The organism is Bradyrhizobium sp. CB1717, assembly GCF_029714325.1.
Classification (GTDB): domain Bacteria; phylum Pseudomonadota; class Alphaproteobacteria; order Rhizobiales; family Xanthobacteraceae; genus Bradyrhizobium.
The window spans coordinates 2542176-2563492 of the sequence record NZ_CP121666.1 but is presented as its reverse complement, the minus strand read 5'-3'; the positions used below and the strand labels follow the sequence as shown (position 1 = coordinate 2563492).

General features: G+C 65.5%; 18 protein-coding genes and 1 pseudogene. 7 read left to right on the top strand and 12 right to left on the bottom strand.

The annotated features are described in order from the left end of the window. Positions 1–46: 46 nt before the first annotated feature. The 10 genes and pseudogenes from QA649_RS12100 to QA649_RS12055 form a co-directional block, all read right to left on the bottom strand. On the bottom strand, positions 47–994 hold the full coding sequence (locus QA649_RS12100) for an acyltransferase domain-containing protein (protein ID WP_283024373.1): 948 nt from the start codon (positions 992–994) through the stop codon (positions 47–49). Positions 995–1003: 9 nt separating this feature from the next. Beyond that, positions 1004–1954 (bottom strand): AEC family transporter, encoded by a 951-nt coding sequence (locus QA649_RS12095; protein WP_283024372.1) that lies wholly within the window; start codon positions 1952–1954, stop codon positions 1004–1006. Further along, positions 1951–2832 carry a triphosphoribosyl-dephospho-CoA synthase MdcB gene (gene mdcB, locus QA649_RS12090; RefSeq protein ID WP_283024371.1) on the bottom strand — a complete coding sequence of 294 codons (882 nt, stop codon included), beginning with the start codon at positions 2830–2832 and terminating at the stop codon, positions 1951–1953. Before mdcB ends, QA649_RS12095 begins: the two co-directional genes overlap by 4 nt. Then, positions 2829–3509 (bottom strand): malonate decarboxylase holo-[acyl-carrier-protein] synthase, encoded by a 681-nt coding sequence (gene mdcG / locus QA649_RS12085; RefSeq protein ID WP_283024370.1) that lies wholly within the window; start codon positions 3507–3509, stop codon positions 2829–2831. Before mdcG ends, mdcB begins: the two co-directional genes overlap by 4 nt. After that, a complete protein-coding gene (gene mdcE, locus QA649_RS12080) occupies positions 3484–4203 on the bottom strand; it encodes a biotin-independent malonate decarboxylase subunit gamma (protein ID WP_283024369.1) in 720 nt (239 codons plus the stop codon). Before mdcE ends, mdcG begins: the two co-directional genes overlap by 26 nt. Beyond that, a pseudogene (locus QA649_RS12075) lies at positions 4190–5129 on the bottom strand (biotin-independent malonate decarboxylase subunit beta). The gene mdcE and the pseudogene QA649_RS12075 overlap by 14 nt, the downstream one beginning before the upstream one ends. Beyond that, positions 5126–5443, bottom strand: a complete 318-nt coding sequence (mdcC, locus tag QA649_RS12070) for a malonate decarboxylase acyl carrier protein (protein ID WP_283024368.1) — start codon at positions 5441–5443, stop codon at positions 5126–5128. The pseudogene QA649_RS12075 and the gene mdcC overlap by 4 nt, the downstream one beginning before the upstream one ends. Before the next feature lie 9 nt (positions 5444–5452). Continuing rightward, the gene (gene mdcA / locus QA649_RS12065) at positions 5453–7099 is read right to left on the bottom strand and encodes a malonate decarboxylase subunit alpha (protein WP_283024367.1); all 1647 of its coding nucleotides are present in this window, start codon (positions 7097–7099) and stop codon (positions 5453–5455) included. Beyond that, positions 7096–7962, bottom strand: a complete 867-nt coding sequence (locus QA649_RS12060; protein ID WP_283024366.1) for an MBL fold metallo-hydrolase — start codon at positions 7960–7962, stop codon at positions 7096–7098. Before QA649_RS12060 ends, mdcA begins: the two co-directional genes overlap by 4 nt. Before the next feature lie 98 nt (positions 7963–8060). After that, complete coding sequence (locus QA649_RS12055) at positions 8061–8843, bottom strand: alpha/beta hydrolase (RefSeq protein ID WP_283024365.1); 783 nt, start codon at positions 8841–8843, stop codon at positions 8061–8063. A gap of 255 nt (positions 8844–9098) precedes the next feature. Here QA649_RS12055 and QA649_RS12050 point away from each other — a divergent pair, with 255 nt between their 5' ends. The 6 genes from QA649_RS12050 to QA649_RS12025 all read left to right on the top strand — a co-directional run bounded on the left by QA649_RS12050 (position 9099) and on the right by QA649_RS12025 (position 16433). Continuing rightward, positions 9099–9458, top strand: coding sequence for a hypothetical protein (locus QA649_RS12050; RefSeq protein WP_283024364.1), 360 nt, complete (start codon positions 9099–9101; stop codon positions 9456–9458). Positions 9459–9568: 110 nt separating this feature from the next. Then, positions 9569–10108, top strand: a complete 540-nt coding sequence (locus QA649_RS12045; protein ID WP_283024363.1) for a hypothetical protein — start codon at positions 9569–9571, stop codon at positions 10106–10108. Between the two features lie 20 nt (positions 10109–10128). Continuing rightward, positions 10129–11301 (top strand): efflux RND transporter periplasmic adaptor subunit, encoded by a 1173-nt coding sequence (locus QA649_RS12040; protein ID WP_283024362.1) that lies wholly within the window; start codon positions 10129–10131, stop codon positions 11299–11301. Further along, the gene (locus tag QA649_RS12035; RefSeq protein ID WP_283024361.1) at positions 11298–14441 is read left to right on the top strand and encodes an efflux RND transporter permease subunit; all 3144 of its coding nucleotides are present in this window, start codon (positions 11298–11300) and stop codon (positions 14439–14441) included. The genes QA649_RS12040 and QA649_RS12035 overlap by 4 nt, the downstream gene beginning before the upstream one ends. Then, positions 14428–14844: a thioesterase family protein gene (locus QA649_RS12030; RefSeq protein WP_283024360.1), complete on the top strand. Its 417-nt coding sequence runs from the start codon at positions 14428–14430 to the stop codon at positions 14842–14844. Before QA649_RS12035 ends, QA649_RS12030 begins: the two co-directional genes overlap by 14 nt. 95 nt (positions 14845–14939) lie before the next feature. Beyond that, positions 14940–16433, top strand: coding sequence for an ATP-binding protein (locus tag QA649_RS12025; protein WP_283024359.1), 1494 nt, complete (start codon positions 14940–14942; stop codon positions 16431–16433). Positions 16434–16450: 17 nt separating this feature from the next. On the opposite strand, the gene QA649_RS12020 is transcribed toward QA649_RS12025, so the two are convergent. Continuing rightward, on the bottom strand, positions 16451–18748 hold the full coding sequence (locus QA649_RS12020; protein ID WP_283024358.1) for an FdhF/YdeP family oxidoreductase: 2298 nt from the start codon (positions 18746–18748) through the stop codon (positions 16451–16453). A 249-nt stretch (positions 18749–18997) separates the two neighbouring features. On the opposite strand from QA649_RS12020, the gene QA649_RS12015 reads away from it, so the two are divergent. Then, positions 18998–20245: an oxalate decarboxylase family bicupin gene (locus QA649_RS12015; protein WP_283024357.1), complete on the top strand. Its 1248-nt coding sequence runs from the start codon at positions 18998–19000 to the stop codon at positions 20243–20245. An 88-nt stretch (positions 20246–20333) separates the two neighbouring features. Here the strand turns inward: QA649_RS12015 and cydB are convergent, their stop codons facing one another. Beyond that, a complete protein-coding gene (cydB, locus tag QA649_RS12010) occupies positions 20334–21317 on the bottom strand; it encodes a cytochrome d ubiquinol oxidase subunit II (RefSeq protein ID WP_283024356.1) in 984 nt (327 codons plus the stop codon).

Below are 21317 nucleotides of genomic sequence, written 5' to 3'. Positions count from 1 at the left end.
TTTTTTCGACAGCCACAACGCGATCGAGCGTATCGTCGCTTCGGGACTAGTCGGTCCAGGATCTGAGGTGGCGCATGAGCCAGGTGCGGACGCCCTGAAGACTTCTGAAATCGTCCAGGGAGCGCGCTGGAAGCGTGGGGGCGACTTCCGCGGCCATGCCGCTCAGTGCATGTCCCGGCCCGAGCTCCAAGAAACCCGTCGCACCCGCCTCGACACAGGCTTGCAGGCAATCGGCCCATTGCACGGTTTGCGAGATCTGTGCGGCAAGCTTGTCGAGACCGATCTTAAGCGAGACGACCGGAGCGGCATCGATTCCGCTCAGAATGCGCGCAGCGGTCCGCGGCGGGAACGACACCGGCGCCATATTCAAGGTCTCGCGAAATGCGACGGATGCGCCGGCCAGACGCTGGGTGTGGGAGGCAACCTCGACCGGCAAGGCGACGATCCTTGCGCCGTGCATTGTCCCCGCGTCTGCGACGATCTGGTTCAATGCCTCCCGGCCACCACCGATGACAACGGCATCGCCCGGATTGACGATGGCGATCGCTGCACCGTGGCGCTCGCAAAGGCGACCGGCCTGCTCTCGCGTAAGACCGCGGACGAAGATCAGCCCATCGCCGGCATGCGTCGCCGCATCCATGGCCTCAGCCCGGCGCGCGACGAGGTCGAGCGTGAGGATCGCGTCGAACAGGCCGCCGACGCCCCAGGCCGCGACCTCGCCGACACTGTAGCCGGCAATGATCGCGCCGGACGGAATGACATCGCCGAGCGCGGCCATCGCTGCGAGCGCTTGCAAAGTACACAGAAGCTGGCCGGCGCGATTGCGGTGCAGGGCCTCGTCGGGTTCGCGGCGCACGAATTCGCGCGGATCCTTGCCGCCCAGCAATGTCGCGGCGCGTGCAAACAGGTGCGCAGCTTCCGGCGCATCGCCTGTAAGGGCGAACATGTCCCGATGCTGCCGACCTTGTCCCGAGCACAGGATCGCGAGTGTCATGGCTGCGGCCTAATGGGGAGAGAGCACCGCGATCGCAATCGCAAGGGTCACGATGCTGAATCCGGTGCTGGCGATGACCATGGAGCCGATCGTCGCGGAGTCCAGCCGGTAGTTGACGGCAAACAGGATGCCGAAGAAGCCCGAGGGCAATGCCGCGAGCAGAATCGCCGTCCTCGCGGCATCGGGCGGAAGGTGCAAGCCGTAGACGATGGCGACCGCCACCAGCGGACGCATGACGTCAGCAGCTCCCGTTGCGGCAACCACTCTCCAATTCAGGCGAAGCGACTGGGCAGACAGAACGAGACCGGTCAGGAACAGGGCAACGCCTGCAGCCGCGTTCCCGATCAGGGTGAGACAGGCATGGACAAGTGGATCGAGATTCATGCCGGACAACGAGAGCACGATGCCAAGCGCGGGTGCCCACACCACCGGCTTGACGAGCGCGCGCCGCACCGCCATCAGGACCGGATGCGACGGCGCAGCGGCGCCGCGGGTCTTGGCGACGCTCATCTCCACAATCACGAGGGTCAGGGGGCTGACGAGGATCGAGCCGGTTGCCAGCGCGACGGCGACCGGGACGACGCCTGTCGGCCCGAGTACGGTCGACAGGATCGGGAGACCAACGCCGGCAAGATTTGGAAAGCCGACCGTCAGAGCCTGCACCGACGCGTCGGATCTCGTCACCGCAAAGAAGGTGCGCTCGAACCAGTACCAGCCGACATAGATGACCAGTATCGTCACGCCGAACACCAGGAAAACCGGAGCCTGCTCGGTGATCCGGTCACGCGGGGCCGATGCGGTTGCGGCGAACAGCGAGGCCGGCAGGGCGAAATCCATCACAAGCGCATTGAGACCTTCGACGTGACTGTTGTCGACGATGCGAGCCTTGCCTGCGACGAACCCCAGCAGCAGGACGAAGAAGACCGGCACCAGCGCCATCAGGATGACATTCGACGTCATGAGGTCGGCCTCTCATGGGCGTCGACGAAGAGCGTCATGGCAAGCAGATCGGCCGATCCCCCCGGACTGAGACGGCGGGCGACGAAGCTCTCGTGGATCGATTGCGCCCGTGCGCGCCAGCCGGGCGCGCAGACGCCGCCTGAAGCAACAAAGCGATGCGCCTCCTCATGCGCAAAGCGAAGGCCGTCGAGCCCACCGCGATGCAGGAGGTTGGTATCCTCGACGGAGGCGATCAGGGCGAAGCACGCCTCGACCCGTGCGGTTTCCGTGTCTTGCGGCACGACAGACATTGCTCTCCGCAAGGCGGGCAAGCCGATTCCGTAGATACTCGGAAATCCTGTTGCAGCCTCGATACGCGCACCGCCGGCGCGAAAGCGGCGGCGGGCCGCGCTGCCATGGCTGTGCAGCAGCACCGGACCGTCGAGAATGCTGTCGCCCCACAGGCGCGCCACGACATCGCCAAGCGGAAGCCGGGGATCGACCAATCCACCGGCTCTCGCGCCGGCCGCCGCGCACAGCAGGCCAAGCCCGAAGATCGCGCCACGATGCGTGTTGACTCCGGACGTTGCCGCGAACATGGCGCGCTCCGCCTCGAGGCCGATGATCCGCAGCCGGCCCATGCCGCATCCAAGCGCGCCCGCATCGGCCAGGCGTTGCAGATAAGGCCTGATCGCCACAGCGCTGCGGCGAAACGTGCCCGCATCCATATCGTCGTGGCTGCCGTTGTCGACATGGCTCACCAGCCCCGGCTTCGGCCAGGTTTCCAGCTCCTTGACGAGGCAGTCCGAGGCGACAGCGCCGATCGCGGAAACACTTGGCGCGATCTGCGCCCGGCGCAGCACCGTCCGTTCCACGCCTCTTGCGGCTGTGGTGATCATGATGCCATCGCTCCCGAAATGAACTGATGCCTGCCGAGCAGCTCAACGCTGTCGATGCTCTTGACCAGAAGCTCGCCCGCGCCGCCGTGAAACTCGCGCCAGTTGACCGCGGCGCCGTCGGCCCCCATCAGCTCGCCATCGAGCCGCATCGGCGCATCGGCCTCGATCTCGGCGACATCGACGACAAAGCGATCGATGTCGGTCTCGGTTCGAAACTCGAATAGGACGTCGAGATCGGAACCGGTGGTCACGTAGTCGAGCCCGGTCAGCGACTGCCAGGCCAGGCTGCCGAAGACGCGCGCATCCACCGCATGGCGACGCGCCAGCGCGTCGAGCCGGTCGAGCGTCGGCCACCAGTTGCGCGGCGCGTAAGCCCGCGCCTGCCGCAGCAATGGCGGCCGTGCGACCGAGGCGACGTGGTCGTTATCAACCAGGAAGGAGATCCGCTTCTTGCCGGCCGAGGGCGGCAGGGGCAGGCCCAAAGCGAGCCCCGTTGTCTCGCCTGGCAAGGCGCGGCGCCTGATGGTCGGCCATCGCATTTTGGGCCAGCGCGCGACCAGCGCATCGGTTGCGAGATCGCCGCGTGCGTCCAGCATCGCGCGCCACCCTGCCGGGCTGACGAAGACGAGGTCGTGACGACCCGGTGGACGCTCAGCGTGCTTGCAGGGCGAGGTCACGAACACGCTCCGCGATCTCGGCGGCCTTGAGTCGGCCTCCACGCGCCTTGCCGAGCGCATCCCGCCCCCGCGCGGCCGGCATGTCGGCCAGCAGCGCCTCCAGCTGATCGGCGAGGGAGGCGGCATGGCTCCATGTCAAGTGAACGGCGCCCATCTGCGCGAGATTGGACAGTCCCGGAGCGAACACTGGCGTCGACTTCGCCTTCTCCTCCAGCGCTTCGATCGACAGCTTGGTGACCTTCGCCATCGACGGCAGGTCCATCACCGCAGGGTCCGCACCCGGCAATCCGACCAGCACGCGCGTCGCAAGGCCCGTCGCAAGCAGTGCGCCCGCCGCCGAATGACCGTAGAGAACGCCGATGGTCGGGCGGCCGTTCATATCCGCGTGGATCAACACCTTGGCGAGATGCGCGAGGAATTCGTTCAGCCCGAGCAGCTCGTCGCGCTTGCTCATGCGCTGGCTGTCGCTGTCGACGAGCACCAGGATCGGACCGCTGTCCCGATCGATCGACCTGAGCACATGGCCGGACAATCTGAGTGCCTCGTCGACGCCCAGTGCCGTTCGATCCGCGACACCGAGGACGAGCATGCTGTCGCCGGATCGCAGCGTCGCCGAGCCGAGAAGGATACCTTTGTCGTTCCTGACCTCATGTCCGTCGGGAAAGAGCGAGGTGATGATGTCATCTAGCGTCAAGGCTGGTCCTCCCGATCCTGTCGGCAAGCGCAATGAACTGATCGGCCGGCAGCTCCGGAACCGTTTCAGCACGTGCGATGCCTTCCGCTGTCCAGATGTCGACGGCATCGAAGCAGGCCCCGAAGCGGCGCAACCGGTCGGCAAGGCGCTCCTGCTCGGCCTTCAGGGCTGTCGAGACCGAAAGGTCCGACCAGACCCAGCAGCTCCAGCGCGGCCTCGCGGAAATCCTGCACATTGTCATCGGCAAAGACGTCGGCAGCGCCGAGCAGGCGGCGATGCTTGCCGCCCATGGTGCGCCAGACCAGCGCACGGTCGCGGGAGTCGAACTCCTCGACGCCGCGATTGGTCTCGATCACTTCGGGGCCCGATACCGCGATGCGCCCGGGCTCCGAGACGGCAAGCGCGGAGCAGCAGCCGGCGATCAAGCCGCCGCCGCCATAGCATCCGGACCTGCCGCCGATCAGGCCGATCACCTTCACGCCGGCGCTCCGCGCCTCCATCACAGCCCGCATGATCTCGGCGATGGCGAGCTCGCCGGCATTGGCTTCCTGCAACCGGACGCCGCCGGTGTCGAACAGGATCAGGACGGGGATCGAGCCGATCTGGCGCGCCGCGCGGAGCAGCCCGGTCAGCTTGGCGCCGTGCACCTCGCCGAAGGCGCCGCCCATGAAGCGGCCCTCCTGAGCGGCAACGAACGCCGGCGAACCGCCGAGGCGGCCGCGACCGACGACGATGCCGTCGTCGAACTGCTCGGGAAGATCGAATATCTTCAGGTGCGGACTGACCTCGCGCTGCTCCGGCCCGATGAACTCAACGAAGCTGCCGGCATCGAGCAGCAGCTCCAGCCGCGTGCGGGCCGATGCCTCGTAGAAGCTGGTGCTGCGGGCGCGTTCGGCCGGGGTGATGTCCTTGAGCGGCGTAATCATTGGCCGTTCTCCGCGATCAATCGCACCGCCTGCGCCAGCCGCAGCGAGACCGTATCGGGGCGCGCGCCGCCGTCGTTGATCGAGAATCTCAACCCGCCGGGCGAATAGCGCTCGACAAAATCGCCGATCACGGCGCTCCACACCTCACCGAAGCCGATGGCCGCGGTCTTGATCTCGAGGGCGCACTCCGCATCCGGCAGGATGCGTTCCACCAGCACTTCGAGATTGCCCGAGGCGACCACGCCGACGATCGCGCTTTGCCGGGTGCCGCCGGCCCGCGCGCGAACGCTGAGCTGAAACCTGAGATCTTCCATGGCCCGTCCTCACCAGTTCCTGAATTTCGATGGAGGCGTGTAGAGGCCACCCGACCAGCGCACGAGGTCCTTGATCGAGCGCGCCGCCAGCAGGCTGCGGTCCGCATCGAGCGGATTGATGCCGAGATCTTCCGGCCGTCGGATCACGCCGCGTTCGCGCAGGCGCGCGACCATGCCGTGATCCCGCCGGCGACCGACATCGGTGTAGCCGGCAACACCGCGGATGGCCTGCTCGCGCTCCTGCGCGGTGCGGCACAGCAGGAGGCTGGCCACGCCCTCCTCGGTGACGATATGCGTGACATCATCGCCATAGATCATGATCGGCGCGAGCTCGAGGTTCAGCTTCTCCGCGAGCTCGATGGCGTCGAGCTTCTCGACGAACAGCGGCACGTTCCTGTCGCCGAACGTCTCGCCGATCTGCACGACCAGCTTGCGGCCGCGGCGCATCAGGGCCGCGCCATCGGGGTCGGCCTCGGCTCCCGCCTTCAGCCAGGGCTCGCTCGGATGACGCCGCCCGCGGGCATCCGCGCCCATGTTCGGCGCACCGCCGAAGCCCGCAATGCGCGAGGTGGTGACGGTCGACGAATTTCCCTGCAAATCGATCTGCAGCGTGGAGCCGATGAACATGTCGCAGGCATAGAGACCGGCGGTCTGGCAGAAGGCGCGATTGGAGCGCAGCGAGCCGTCGGGACCGGTGAAATACACGTCCGATCGGGCGCGGATGTAGTCATCCATGCCGACCTCCGAGCCGAACGAGTGGATCTGCCGCACCCAGCCGGACTCGATCGCCGGAATCAACGCGGGATGCGGGTTCAGCGCAAAATGGGTTGCGATCTTGCCCTTCAGCCCGAGCCTTTCGCCGAAGGTCGGCAGCAGAAGCTCGATCGCGGCCGTGCTGAAGCCGATGCCGTGATTGAGCCGCTCCACGCGATAGGGCGCGTAGATGCCCTTGATCGCCAGCATCGCGGTCAGGATCTGTCCCTCGGTGATCGCGGCCGGATCGCGCGTGAACAGCGGCTCGACGAAGAACGGCTTGTCGGACTTGACGATGAAGTGGACCCGGTCCGCCGGGATGTCGACGCGCGGCACCGTCTCGACGATCTCGTTGACCTGGGCGATCACGACACCGTCCTTGAACGCCGTTGCCTCCACCACGGTCGGCGTGTCCTCGGTGTTGGGGCCGGTGTAGAGATTGCCCTCGCGGTCGGCGCTGACGGCGGCGATCAAGGCAACCTGCGGCGTCAGGTCGATGAAATAGCGGGCGAACAGCTCGAGATAGGTGTGGACCGCGCCGAGCTCGATCTTGCCGCCGAACAGCATCCGCGCGATGCGCGCCGATTGCGGCCCGGAATAGGCATAGTCGAGACGCTTGGCGACGCCGCGGTCGAACAGGTCCAGATGTTCGGGCAAAACGACGCCTGACTGCACCATGTGCAGATCGTTGACCCTGGCGAGATCGACGGCGAGCAGCGCGCGGCTGAGCAGATCGGCCTGCTTCTGGTTGTCGCCCTCGAGGCAAACCCTGTCGCCCGGCCTGATCACGGCCTCCAGCAGGCGGGTCGCGTCATGCGCCTCCACGACCTTGCCGCGCGCGAGCCCGGCGCCGGCGGCAATACGCGCATCGCGCGCGACGCGGTTGTTCTGCCAGCTCGTCATGATTTCCGCTCCTTCGCGGCATTGGCTCCGCTCCAGAGCGACCCGGGATTGGCGCGATCGGGGTAGAGCTCCAGCATCGCTTCGTAGAGCTCGCGCGGCGATGCCGTTGCGTCGTCGAGACGATTGAAATCGAGCAGATATTGCCGGGTTTCCGCGATGTTGCGCGGATCGTCGTCATGGTCCGGCTGCTTGTGTCCGGCGACCACGAAGCGCGGCTTCAACGCCTCGAGCCGGTCGAGCGCGGCGATCCATTCCAGCCGGCTTCCGGTATCGGTCTCGGCAAGATAAGGGTGGATGCCGTTGTACACGGTGTCGCCCGCGACGATCAGGTCGAGAGAGGGAACGTGCAGCGCGGTGGACCTGGCCGTGTCGGTCCGGCCCATATCGATGACAGCGAGTTTGTGTCCTTCGAGCGCGAGCTCGCCCGCCAGCGGTTCCGCTGCGACCAGGCGCTCTGCGATCTCGCCCGGAAATCGCTTGCGCCAGAAGCCATCGAGCGACGCCGGCGAAAGCTGGGTCTTCATCTCGTCGACGACGTCGGGAACGGCCACGGCCTTGGCATTGGGAAAGCGGTCGAGCAGCGCCACGAGGCCGAAGAAATGATCGCCATGCCCATGCGTGACGTAGATCGCGGTCAGATTGCGCCCGCGCGACACGACCCAGTCGAGCAGCGTCTTCGATTGACCGGCGGTGAGGAACGTATCGACCAGCACCGCATCGCGCTCGCCATAGATCAGGGTCGAGGAGTTCGCGACCCACATCAGGTCCGGATTGCCGGACGGCAGGTCGCGGCTCAGTCCGGCGCGCTTTACCGTCATCACGCTCCAGTTCAGGACGGCGCTGCTGTTCTCGATCACGCTCATGGAATTCTCCGGATGGACAGTCGGACCGGCGGGAGTGCTGTCTCTCCCGCCGTCCTTCCTTCTGCCGGCCGTGCGTCAGGACCGGCAAAAACACGTCGTCAGCGCGTGGCCGGCTGCTGGATGCTGCGCGCGGCGCGGGTGATGACGGCCGCCACCTCCTTCGGATGCGACTCGTAGACGGAGTGGCTGGCGCCCGGGATCACGGTGGTCTGGCTCTTGGCGCGCTCGTAGTACCAGCGCTCGAGATCCGGATTGATGATCTGGTCGCTGCCGGCAACGATGCCCCAGCTCGGCTTGGTCTTCCACGCAGCCGCGGTCAGCGGCGTGCTGAACACCTGGGTCGCCGCCAGGACCTGGGAGCGCGCAACGAACTCGGCCCGCTCGCGCGGCAGATCGGGCGCGAACAGTTTCGGGAACTGCACGGGATCGAGATAGGTGAACTTGTCGGGCGTGACCTTGATGACGCCTTCGGTCTTGCCGAGCACGCTCGGCGTCTTCTTGCCGAGCGCCGATTCATCCTCGCCGACGTCGGGCGCGTGTGCGGCGACGTAGACGAGACCGACGACGTTGGGATGGACGCCGGCCTCGGTGATGATCGAGCCGCCATAGCTGTGACCGACGAGGAGCGTCGGGCCGTCCTGGAGATCGAGAATCCGCTTCGCCGCGGTGACATCGTCGGCGAACGAGGTTTCGGGCTCCTGCACCATCGTCACGCGGAAGCCTTCCTTGGTCAGGATCTCATAGACGGGCTTCCAGCCCGACGCATCGACCCAGGCGCCGTGCACCAGGACGATGTTCTTCGGGGGTTCCGCGCGCGCCGGGACAGTCGCGAACAGGGAGAGGGCGGCAGCGAAGGCGAGGCCAGCGTTGAGGGGTTTCATGTCGGGATCACTCCGGGGTTGGAATGACGCGACACTAGGTTCGTCGCTCCCTTGCGTATTTCGGCAAACAACGGCGCTTGCCACTTCGCACGCCGGCAAATCTGCGCCGCAGCTTTGATCCCGCTCACGTCCGGTTTCTCTGATGGCACGACCTCGCGCGCGTCCAGGGCGGCTGACGTTCGTAAGCGAAAGACGGCTCGTACCGGTTCTGTCATTCGAGACCGACGTTCAACCATCGATACGAGAGGATCGACAATGACATCGAATTCACTCATCGCGGTTGCAGCCGCCATGATAATCCTCGTGGATGCGGCCTCCCCGGTTCATGCGGCGTCCTGCGAAGCTTCGATCGGGCGTGTCCAGGCGCAACTGGACGCTGCGATCGAGAAGAATGCCGGCGCACATGGCTGGGGCCCCGAAAGCCTCGCCGCACTACGCAATCATCAGCCCACGCCACGATCGCTGGCGCGGGCGGAAGGCGCGAGCGGTGCGCAGTTTCTGCTGGCGCTGGATGCGCTCGATCGCGCGCGCGCCGCGAGCCGTTCCAGCGACATCGCCGGGTGCCGCCGGGAGCTGTCCGAAGCAACAATGCTGCTTCAGAAGCATCCGCAATGAGGGGATGCCTCTCCGATCGTGCGGCCAGACAGCGGGACGTGCGTTCAGGGAATACCACCTCGCCGGCCGCTTCCTATCGTCCCGCGCAAACGAAGACTCCGGAGCGAGCCATGCGAGAACAGCTCTCATCGAACAGACCAGGATGCCGCCGGCTCGTATCGGTGCATTTGCGCGCGGCGCTCGCAACGGGCCTGATATGCCTGATCCCGGCCGTGGCACATGCGCAAATGACGCTGCCGACGACGCAGCTCCCCGCGCAGGCCCCCGTCGGCATGTCAGCGACCTCGCCGCTCAACCTCGGCTCGACGCGGCCTGAAGGCATTCCACTCGGCTCGACCGAAATCGCAACGCCCGGCATATCCCCGATCAATCCTTCACTGGGCATGACCAACTGCACGCCATCGGATAATGCCGGATCGTCAGGCGCCCCGTTCGACGGCGGCGGGCTCTCCGGAAGCTCGTCGCTCGCGTGCCAGAGCGGCACGACGACGCCGTCGGCCCTGCCTCCCCAGACATCGACGATCGGACGCGTCGGGATTCCGCTCGGATCCACCGAGCTCGGCGGTGCCGGAATCAGTCCGTCCGTGCCGGTGCCCGGCCCCACGTCCATGGGCGGCACGACGTCAAGCGACGGCTCCGGCAATCCCTGAGATCAACAAGGACCATCACCGTGAAGCGGAACCTCACCCTTGCACTCGTCGCTCTCGCCGCGATCCTGATCGGCGGAGGCCTCTGGTTCTTTGCCAGCGACAAGAAGCCGGCCGTCGCGACCGCGCCGGTGCCCACCGCCGTGCCGGTGGTCGCCGCCACCGTCTCCGGCAAGGACGTCCCGATCTATCTGCGCGGCATCGGCACGGTGATCGCCTACAACACCGACGTCGTGCGCAGCCAGATTCAGGGGCAGATCATCAAGATCGCTTTCACCGAGGGACAGACGGTCAAGACCGGCGATCTGCTCGCCCAGATCGATCCGCGCCCTTACGAAGCACAGATCGAGCAGCTGACCGCCAATCGTGACAGGGACGAGGCGCAGCTCGCGAATGCCGAGGCCAATCTCGCACGCTACAACCAGCTCGGCGACAAGGGCTATGCGACCCCGCAACTGATCGAGACACAGACGGCGCAGGTGGCGCAGCTCAAGGCCGCCGTGAAGGCGGACCAGGCCCAGATCGACGAGGCCAACGTCCAGCTCAGCTACACGCGCCTGACATCGGCGATTCCAGGCATCACGGGGGTTCGCCAGATCGACGTCGGCAACGTCATTCATCCGACCGACCCCAACGGTCTCGTCGTCGTCACGCAGATCGAGCCGATCTCGCTGCTGTTCACCCTGCCGCAGACCGACCTGCCCGTGATCCAGCAGCACGCCGCAAAGGGAGAGCTGAAGGTCATCGCCTACAGCCAGGACAACAAGATGAAGCTCGACGAGGGCACGCTGCTTCTGGTCAACAACGAGATCGCGGGCACGACCGGCACCGTCCAGCTCAAGGCGGTGTTTCCGAACCATGAGCATCGGCTGTGGCCGGGCCAACTGGTGAACGCGCGCCTGCTGCTCGAGGTTCAGAAGAACGCGCTCACTGTCGCCGGCTCGGCCGTGCAGCAGGGGCCGAACGGCAGCTATGTCTATGTCGTATCTCCCGACCAGACCGCGGCCTTGCGTCCCGTCCACGTCGCGCAGATCAGCGACGGCCAGGCGCTGATCGACCAGGGGCTGAAGTCGGGCGACGTCGTCGTGGTCGACGGCCAGTATCGGCTGACGGAAGGCAGCCGCGTCCGGGAGTTGCATGGCAAGGCTGCGCGCGAAGCCGACCTGCAGAGCGCGGTGCAGGACGCGCTTCCATGAACCTCTCCGCGCTCTTCATCCTGCGACCGATTGCAACCGCGCTGCTGATGGCCGGCCTGCTGCTGCTCGGCCTTGCGGCCTATCCGCTGCTGCCGGTCGGAGCGCTGCCGAACGTCAACTACCCGACGATCCAGATCTCGGCGCAATTGCCCGGCGCCGATCCCGGCACCATCGCCTCGTCCCTCGCAACGCCGCTCGAGCAGCAGCTCAGCCAGATTCCGGGCATCACGCAGCTCACCTCGTCCAGTGCGCTCGGCGTCGCCCAGCTCACGGTGCAGTTCGAGCTGTCGCGCACCGTGGACAGCGCGGCGGTGGACGTGCTGGCCGCGATCAACGCCGCCAGCCCCTTCCTGCCGCCGAACATCCCCTACCCGCCGACGATCAGGAAGGTGAATCCGGCGGAGACGCCGATCATGCTGATCGCGCTGACGTCGGACTCGCTGCCGCTGACGACGGTCGACGCCTATGCCGAAAACATCCTGCTGCCGAAGATCTCGCAGGTGCCCGGCGTCGGCCTCGTCGGCATCGGCGGCCAGCAGAAGCCCGCGATCCGCGTTCGCGTCAATCCGCAGGCGCTCGCCGCCCGCGGCATCGGCCTCGAAGACGTCCGCAGCGTCATCGCCGGCGCCAATGTCGACCTGCCCAAGGGCACGCTCAACAGCCCGCGTGTCACCTACACGCTCAACACCAACGACCAGCTGCTGAAGCCTTCCGCCTACGAAGACCTCATCATCGCCTATCGCAACGGCTCGCCGGTGCGGATCCGCGACGTCGGCACGGCGATCGAGGCACCCGAAAACGACCTCCTGGCCGGATGGTACGGCAAGGATCCCGCCATCATCCTCGCCGTCCAGCGCGTTCCCGGCGCCAACGTCATCGAGACGGTCGACCGCATCAAGAAGCTGCTGCCGCAGCTGCAGGCCTCCGTTCCGCCGGCGATCAAGGTGACGATCGCCGCCGATCGCACCGCCACCATCCGCGCCGCGGTCTCCGACGTTCAGTTCACGCTGATGCTGACGGTCGCCCTGGTGGTGATGGTCATCTTCCTGTTCCTGCGGAACTTCTGGGCCACCGTCATCCCGGCGATCACGGTGCCGCTGGCGCTTATCGGGACGTTCGCGGTCCTTTATGTGCTCGGCTACAGCCTCGATAACCTTTCGCTGATGGCCTTGTCGATCGCAGTCGGCTTCGTGGTGGACGATGCCGTCGTCGTCATCGAGAACATCGTGCGCCATCTCGAGCAGGGCATGACGCCGCTGGAGGCGGCGCTCAAGGGCTCCGCCGAGATCGGGTTCACGATCGTCTCCATCACGCTGTCGCTGATCGCGGTGTTCATCCCGCTGTTCCTGATGGGCGGCTATGTCGGCAAGCTGTTCCAGGAATTCGCGGTCACGATCACCGCCTCGCTGCTGCTCTCACTCGTCATCTCGCTCACCCTGACGCCGATGATGTGTGCGCGTCTTTTGAAGGACGAATCGCGAAAGAAGCACGGCCGGATCTATCTGCTGTTTGAACGCGGCTTCGATGCGCTGCTCAAGCTCTACGCGCGCGGCCTGCGCGTCGTGCTGCGCCATCGCTTCGTGACGCTGCTGGTGATGCTCTCGACCATCGCACTGACCGGCTATCTCTACGTGATCATTCCGAAGGGCTTTTTCCCGCAGCAGGACACCGGACAGATCGTCGGCATCACCGAGGCCGCCCAGGACATCTCCTTCCCCGCGATGTCCGAACGCCAGCAGGCGATCGTCAACATCCTCTTGAAGGATCCGGCGATTCAATCGGTGGCAAGCTATATCGGCCCCGGCGGCCCGACCGCAACGCTCAACCAGGGGCGCATCTTCATCGTCCTGAAACCGAAGCCTGAACGCAGGGCCAGTGCGGACCAGATCATCAACCGCCTCGGCCCCCAGCTCGCCCACATCCAGGGCATCAGGCTCTACATGCAGGCCGCGCAGGACATCACGATCGGGGCACGGCTCTCAAAGACGCAATATCAATACACGCTGACGGATGCCGATTCCAACGAGCTCACCCACTGGTCGGCGATCTTCCTGGAGAAGCTCCGCGCCCTCGACGCCATCACCGATGTCGCGAGCGATCAGGCCAATGCAGGTCCGCGGCTGGAGGTCACCGTCGATCGCGAGGTCGCCTCCAGCTTCGGCATCCTGCCCACGACGATCGACAACGCGCTCGACGACGCCTTTGGCCAGCGCATCGTCTCGACCATGTTCACCTCGCTGAACCAGTACCATGTCGTGATGGAGGTCGATCCACGCTTCCAGTACGGGCCCGAAGCGCTCAAGGACATCTACCTGAACTCGGCCTCCGGGCAGCAGGTCCCGCTCAGCACGCTGGTCCACAGCGTCATCAAGCCCGCGCCGATCCTGATCAATCACCAGAGCCTGTTTCCCTCGGTGACGATCTCGTTCAACCTGAAGCCGGGCGTCGCGCTGGGCGATGCGGTGACGGCGATCCAGAAGATCGAGAAGGACACCGGCAAGCCCGCCTCGCTGTCGACCTCGTTCCAGGGCAACGCCCAGGCCTTCCAGTCCTCCCTGTCGGGCACGCCGCTCCTGATCGGGGCGGCGCTGATCGTGATCTACATCATCCTTGGTGTGCTCTATGAGAGCCTGATCCACCCCATTACGATCCTGTCGACGCTGCCGTCGGCCGGCATCGGCGCACTGTTGCTGCTGCTCGCGGTCCACATGGATCTCAGCGTCATCGCGATCATCGGCATCATCCTCCTGATCGGCATCGTGAAGAAGAACGGCATCATGCTGGTCGACTTCGCTCTCGAGGTGGAACGCCAGAATAAGCTGAGCCCCGAGGAGGCGATCTACCAGGCCTGCACGCTTCGCTTCCGGCCGATCCTGATGACCACGATGGCGGCACTGCTTGGCGGCGTGCCGCTGATGATCGGCTCCGGCACCGGCGCCGAGCTGCGTCAGCCGCTCGGCTATACCATCGTCGGCGGCCTGATGCTGTCGCAGGTCCTGACGCTCTACACCACGCCCGTCGTCTATCTCTATCTCGACCGGCTCGGCAACTGGCTCACCGGACGCAAGCCGCGGGCGGCCGAGACACCCGCCCCATCCACGACCGAGGCAGAGACGGGATTGAGCCATGAATCCACTTGAGAAGGTGACCGCCGGCATGACGGCAGAGAAGCAGGTCGCCGTCACACCGGAGATGACGGTCGGCCATGTGGTGCCGGGCATGCCCGAGGTCTACGGCACGCCGATGATGATCCTGCACATGGAGATGGCCGCGGGATCGGCGGTTCAGCCGTTCCTGCCGAAAGGCCATGTCAGCGTCGGGATGATGGTCAATATCCGCCATCTGGCGGCAACTCCGGTCGGCCGCACGGTGCGCGCGATCGCCCGGGTGGTCGCGGTCGAGGCCCGGAGCATCCTGTTCGAGGTCGAGGCCTGGGACGGCGACCGCAAGATCGGCGACGGCACCCATCGGCGCGGCGTCGTCGATGTCGCCGAGTTCGAGAGGCGGTTCGGCGTGACTAGCCCCGTGGCCGAGATCGCCTAAAGTCGTACGCGGCTTGACCGTAGCTTCGTGCGTTTTGGCAAAGCGTCTGCGGAAACGCAAAAGACCACCCTTCGGCGGCGCGGTAGACCTTCCGCATGACAGTCGAACGCCTGGATGGCTCCAACCCCGTACAGCCCCGGCGATGGTGGCACCGCGTGCGGCCGATCCAGACAATACAGGATCGCATTCTCCTGTGGGCTTGGGGCAGCCTTGTTTTGACCCTGCTGTCCTTTGCCTTCTCGCTGCTCGGGGACAATTTCACGGTCATCGCTTTCGCGGCTTTTCTGGCCTCTTCGCTGACGCTCGCCGGCGCCATCATGGATATCACGGCCCTGAAGAAGGCCCACGCGGAGCTGGAGCGGAGCGAGCAGCGTTACCGCCATTTGTTCACCCGCATGCCGATCGCGCTCCGGCAGCTCGACGCCAGCAAGCTGGTCGTGCTTTTCCGCAAATTGAAAGCCGAGGGCGTCAAGGATCTCGGCCCCTATTTCGATAGCCATCCCGAGTTCCTTCGGACCTGCATGGACGCGCTCGCGTTCCAGGAGGCCAATGAGCGGGCCATCCAGATGTTCGGAGGCGAATCCGACGACCATGTCGAACGTTCCATGGCCAAGGCCTGGAAGGAACGGCCCGATACGTTCCGGCGGGCGATGGAGTCCCGTTATCGCGGCGAGACGAACTTCGAGGAAGAGACCAGGATGGTCACGTGGGACGGCCGCGTCGTCGACGTTCTGTTCACGACCGCCCGCGTCGGCCCCATCAACGATCTCGAGGTCAGCCTGGTCGGCACCATCGACATCTCACAGCGGATTCGCGCCCAGCAGAAGCTGCAGCAGGTGCAGGCCGAGTTCGCGCATGCCGCACGCGTCTCGATGCTCGGCGAGCTCACCGCCTCGATCGCGCACGAAGTCAACCAGCCCCTCGCCGCCATCGCCACCAACGGCGCTGCCGGGCTGCGCTGGCTGAACAGGCCGGTGCCCGACATCGGCGAGATCCGCAAGGCCATCGAGAACATCGTCGTGGACACAAAGCGCGCCGCGAACATCGTGGCACGCGTTCACGGCATGGCCTCGCGAAAAGCCCCCGAGCAGGCCTTCCTGTCGTTCGACGAGATCATTCACGAAGCGCTTCTGTTCCTGCGACACGAGATGGAATCCCGCGGCGTAGCGATCCTGCACCGGCCGGATCCCACCGCGCCGCAGGTGCTAGGCGACCGCACCCAGCTCCAGCAGGTGATCGTCAATCTGGCCATCAATGCGGTGCAGGCGATGACACAGGCGGGATCTGACGATCGCAGGATCGTCATCAGCACGGTCACCCAGGATGCAGCCACCCTGTGCTGCTCCGTGGAGGACAGCGGTCCCGGCATCGCCGCCGAACATGCCGGCCGGCTCTTTGACAGCTTCTTCACGACCAAGGAGAGCGGCATGGGCATGGGACTGCCCATCTGCCGGTCGATCGTCGAAGCACATGGAGGCCGGATCGGCGCCGAGGGCCGCGCCACGCATGGCGGAGCCCGTTTCTGGTTCACCCTGCCGATGTCCGTCGCGGCGGATTCGCCGCGCTCCGATCTCAGTGAGGACGCCTGACCGCAATTTTTCCGCGGTTACCCCTGTTGCTCCGGTCCGGCCGAGCGCACCAGACGGATCGGGACCCCCTTGTATGACGGCGTGAAGCTGAGGGGGTCGCGGGCATAGAGCGGCACCAGCGGATTGGTCTCCGGATAGTACGCCGCACAGCAGCCAGTCGGGAAGGAATAGGCCACGACTCGGAAGTTGCGCACGATCCGCTCGGCGCCGTCGGTCGAGGCGGTGATCAGGTCGACGCGGTCGCCGTCGGCCAATCCCCGCCGCTTCAACTCGTATTCGTTGAGGAACACGACGTCGCGCTGGCCGAACACGCCGCGGTAGCGGTCCGACATCGAGTAGAGTGTGGTATTGTACTGGTCGTGGCTGCGGATGGTGGTGAGCCACAGGAAATCGTCATCGCTCTGCGGCGGATCCTCGCCACAACCCGGAAAGACCAGGAAGTTGGCCTTGCCCGACGGCGTCGCCCAGATGCGTTCGCGCGCCGTCGAGGTGAGGTGGAAGCCGCCGGGCACGCGGATGCGGGCATTATAGCCCTGGAAGATGGGGAATACCGCCTCGATCGCATCGCGGATGCGGTCGTAGTCGGCAACGAAGTCGTCCCAGTCGACCACGCTGCGCCCGCCCAGCGTCGCCTTGGCGACGCCGGCGATGATCGCGATCTCGCTGAGGAGATGCTCCGATGCCGGCTTGTTGCGGCCGCCGGACGCATGCACCATCGACATCGAGTCTTCCACCGTGATCGACTGCGGCCCCGATGCCTGGATGTCGATCTCGGTGCGTCCGAGACACGGCAGGATTAGGGCGGCGCGGCCATGGATCAGGTGGCTGCGGTTGAGCTTGGTCGAGACGTGGACGGTGAGATCGAGCTTGCCGAGCGCCGCCTGGGTCGCCTGCCAGTCCGGAATGGCCGCGGCGAAATTGCCGCCCATCGCGAAGAAAGCCTTCACCTCGCCGCGGATCATGGCTTCCAGCGCAGTCACCACATTGTGTCCCGGCGCAGCCGGCGGCTTGAAGCCGAAGCGCTGCTCGAGGCGCGCGAGGAAGTCCGCCTTTGGCACTTCCGTAATCCCCACGGTGCGGTCGCCCTGCACGTTGGAATGACCGCGAACCGGACAGACCCCGGCGCCTTCGCGCCCGACATTGCCGCGCAGCAGCGCGAGATTGGCGATCTGCTGCACGTTGTTCGCGCCGCGCCAGTGCTGGGTGATGCCCATGCCGTAGACGAGAATGGCGCGCTCGGACTTCATATAGGCGCCGGCTGCATACTCCATGTCTTCGCGCGTCAGGCCGGACTGGCGTTCGATGTCGGGCCACTGCATGCGCTTGAGATCGTCGATCAGCGCTTCGACGCCGACGGTGTGACCGCGAATGAAGTCCCAGTCGAGGATCTCCGGCTGCTCGGCTGCTTGGGCTGCCTCGTCGGCCTCCACCAGGATCTTCATGATTCCCTTGAGGGTGGCGACGTCGCCGCCGACCCGCACCTGGAACAGCTTTGAGCTGATCGTCGTCGACGACAGCGTAATCATCTCGACCGGGCTCTGCGGTGCCTGGAAACGCTCCAGCGCCCGCTCGCGGAACGGATTGAAGGAGATGATGGAGGCGCCGCGGCGGGCCGCATTGCGCAGGCTGGTCATCATCCGCGGGCTGTTGGTGCCGGGGTTCTGGCCGAAGATGAAGATGCAATCGGCCTTGTCGAAATCCTCCAGCAGCACGGTGCCCTTGCCGACGCCGAGCGAGTGCGGCAGGCCGACGCTGGTCGCCTCGTGGCACATGTTCGAGCAGTCGGGAAAATTGTTGGTGCCGTATTCGCGCACGAAGAGCTGATAGAGGAAGGCGGCCTCGTTCGAGGTCCGCCCCGAGGTGTAGAACTCCGCCATGTTCGGATCCGGCAGCGCCCTGAGCTCGCGACCGATCATGTCGAACGCGTCGCTCCACTCCACCGGAAGATAGCGATCGGACGCGGCATCATAGGCCATCGGATGTGTGAGCCGACCGACCATTTCGAGATCGTAGTCGCTCCAGCTCGCGAGCTCCGCGACGGTATGCTCGGCGAAGAACTCGGGGGTGCAGCGTTTCGACGTCGCCTCCCAAGCGATCGCCTTGCCGCCGTTCTCGCAGAATTCGAATGACGAGGTGTGCTTCGGATCGGGCCAGGCGCAGCCGGGGCAATCAAAGCCCTCCGGCTGGTTCATCCGGCTCAGCGTCGCTGCGCCCTTCAGCGGCACGCGCTGCACCAGAAGCGCCTCGCTGAGCGCCTTGAGCGCGCCCCAGCCGCCGGCGGGTTCACGGTAGGGACGAACCGATTTCGTGGTCATCTCGACATCTCTCGATCCTTGCAATTCTCCGGACCAGTTAAGGATCGTGCGGGCAACGCCGTCTTTTCAAAATGAAGCGCAATTTCTCAATTGCACACGTTCGGTCCCGGCCGCCCTGCCGCGGCTGCCAGTGCAATCCGGCAAAAACAGCGCCGTTCCCGGAAGCTGAAACGGCAGGCGAGACCTAGATTTGGCGGTTGGAGCCCCGTCACGATGGAGGGCTTTCGACAATTTCAGGAGCAACCCCAGATGTTTTCACGACGTGATTTGCTGGCCATGTCCGCGGCAGGCGCCGCCATGGTCGGCTCCAGTGCGCAGGCCGCAACCTTCGGCAATCCGGACGAGCCGCCGCAGGGCGCCGTGAATGCCAGGAGCCCCGGAAGCCTGACCGATCCCGGTCCACAGAATCCGGCCCTGGCCAAGCAATTCCCCTCCGCGCAGACCCCGCCCGCGACCGATGTCGGCGGGCTGCCGATGGACTGGGCCTCGTTCAACAATGCACCAAGGCGTATCCAGGATGGTGGCTGGGCGCGTCAGGTCACCGTCGAGGACTTCGCCATCTCCAAGGAGATCTCCGGCGTCAACATGCGCCTGGCCGCCGGCGGCATCCGCGAGCTGCACTGGCACCAGGCCGCCGAATGGGCGATCATGACCTACGGCAGCTGCCGCATCACCGTGCTCGACACGCAGGGTCGTCCTTACGTCGGCGACCTCAAGGCCGGCGACCTCTGGTATTTTCCGCCGGGCGCGCCGCATTCGCTGCAGGGCCTGGGTCCCGACGGCTGCGAATTCGTGATCTGTTTCGACGACGGCCACGCCAACGAGTTCAACACGCTACTGGTGACGGACTGGCTGGCCCATACGCCGCCCGAGGTGCTGGCGAAGAACTTTGGCGTGCCGGCCGACGCCTTCGCCAAGATCCCGCTGCACAATCGCTGGATTTTCCAGGGCACGGTGCCCGGCGATCTCGCCGCCGATCGCGCCGCAGTCGCCAAGCATGCGGAGGCACCGCCCTATCCGTTCATCCATTCACTCGGCAGCTCGACGCCAGTCAAGGAGAGCTCGGCCGGCAGCATCCGCGTTGCCGACAGCAGCAACTTCAAGGTGGCCACCACCGTCGCCGCGGCGCTGGTGACGATGCCGCCGGGCGCGGTCCGCGAGATGCACTGGCATCCGAATGCCGACGAATGGCAGTACTACATCAAGGGCAAGGCGCGGATGACGGTGTTCGACACCGGTCCCAACGCGCTGACGACGGATTTCTCGGCCGGCGACATCGGCTATGTCCGGCGCAATCTCGGCCATTATGTCGAGAATGTCGGCGACACCGAGCTGCAGTTCGTCGGCGTGTTCCGTGCGCCGCGCTACGAGGAGGTCTCGCTCTCCAACTGGCTGACGCACACGCCCCCCAAGCTGGTCGCCCAGCATTTCAACATCGACGAGAAGCTGGTCGCGCAATGGCCGGACAACAGCCCCGGCGTCATGCCCAAGTCCTGAACGACTGGGTCCGGAATGAGAAAGGCGCCGAAACCGGCGCCTTTCTTTTTATCGATTGTGGCCCACAACAACTTCGAACGAGCAGCCATCAATAATGATCCGCCGCCGCCGTCTTGCCCCGGAAGACGCGATAACCGACCGCGACATAGAGCAGCATCAGCGGGAACACGAACAGACCCGCGCCCCAGAACATGAAGGCGAGACTTGCATGCGGCGCCGCGGCCTCGTCGATCGTGACGACGAACGGGATCATATAGGGCCAGAACGACAAAGCGAGCGTGCCGAACGCCGCCGCGAAGATCAGCGAAACCATGTGGAAGGGCCAGTAATCGTCGTGGCGCAGGATGCTCGTGGCGAGCACCGCGGCCGCGCCTGCGCCGATGAGGGGAAACAGGAAAAGATACGGCCGCTCGATCCACCGGCGCAGAATTGGCAGATGTTCGATGAGGGCGTGGGTGAAGACGACGACGAGGAAAGCCAGCACCGCGACGGCAAGCAACGGGATCTGGCGCCGCGTGGCCTCGCGGATGGACCCATCGCACTTCCTCACGAGCCAGCAGGCGCCGAGCAACGCATAGCCGAAGCACAGGCCGATCCCGCACAAGACCGAAAAGGTCGTCAGCCAGCCGAAGGTGCCTCCGGCATATTCGCCGTTCGAGAATTGAAGCCCCTCGACCAGCGCCCCGACCATGGCGCCCTGCATGAAGCTTGCGGCAAACGACCCCGCAGTGAAGCTGACGTCCCAGATCCAGCGCGAGCGCGACGCCTTGCCGCGAAACTCGAACGCGACGCCGCGCAGGATTAGTCCCAGAAGCATGATCAGGACCGGGATATAGAGCGCGGATAGCAGCATGGAATAGACCACGGGAAACGCGCCCCACATGATCACGCCGGTGACGATCAGCCAGGTCTCGTTGCCGTCCCAGACCGGAGCGACCGTGCGCAGCATCGCCTCACGCCTCGTCTCGCTGCCTGCAAGGCCAAACAGCATCCCGACGCCGAGGTCGAATCCGTCGAGAAGGAGATAGATCAGGATGCTGATGGCAAGCAGCGCAACCCAGAACGTCACCAT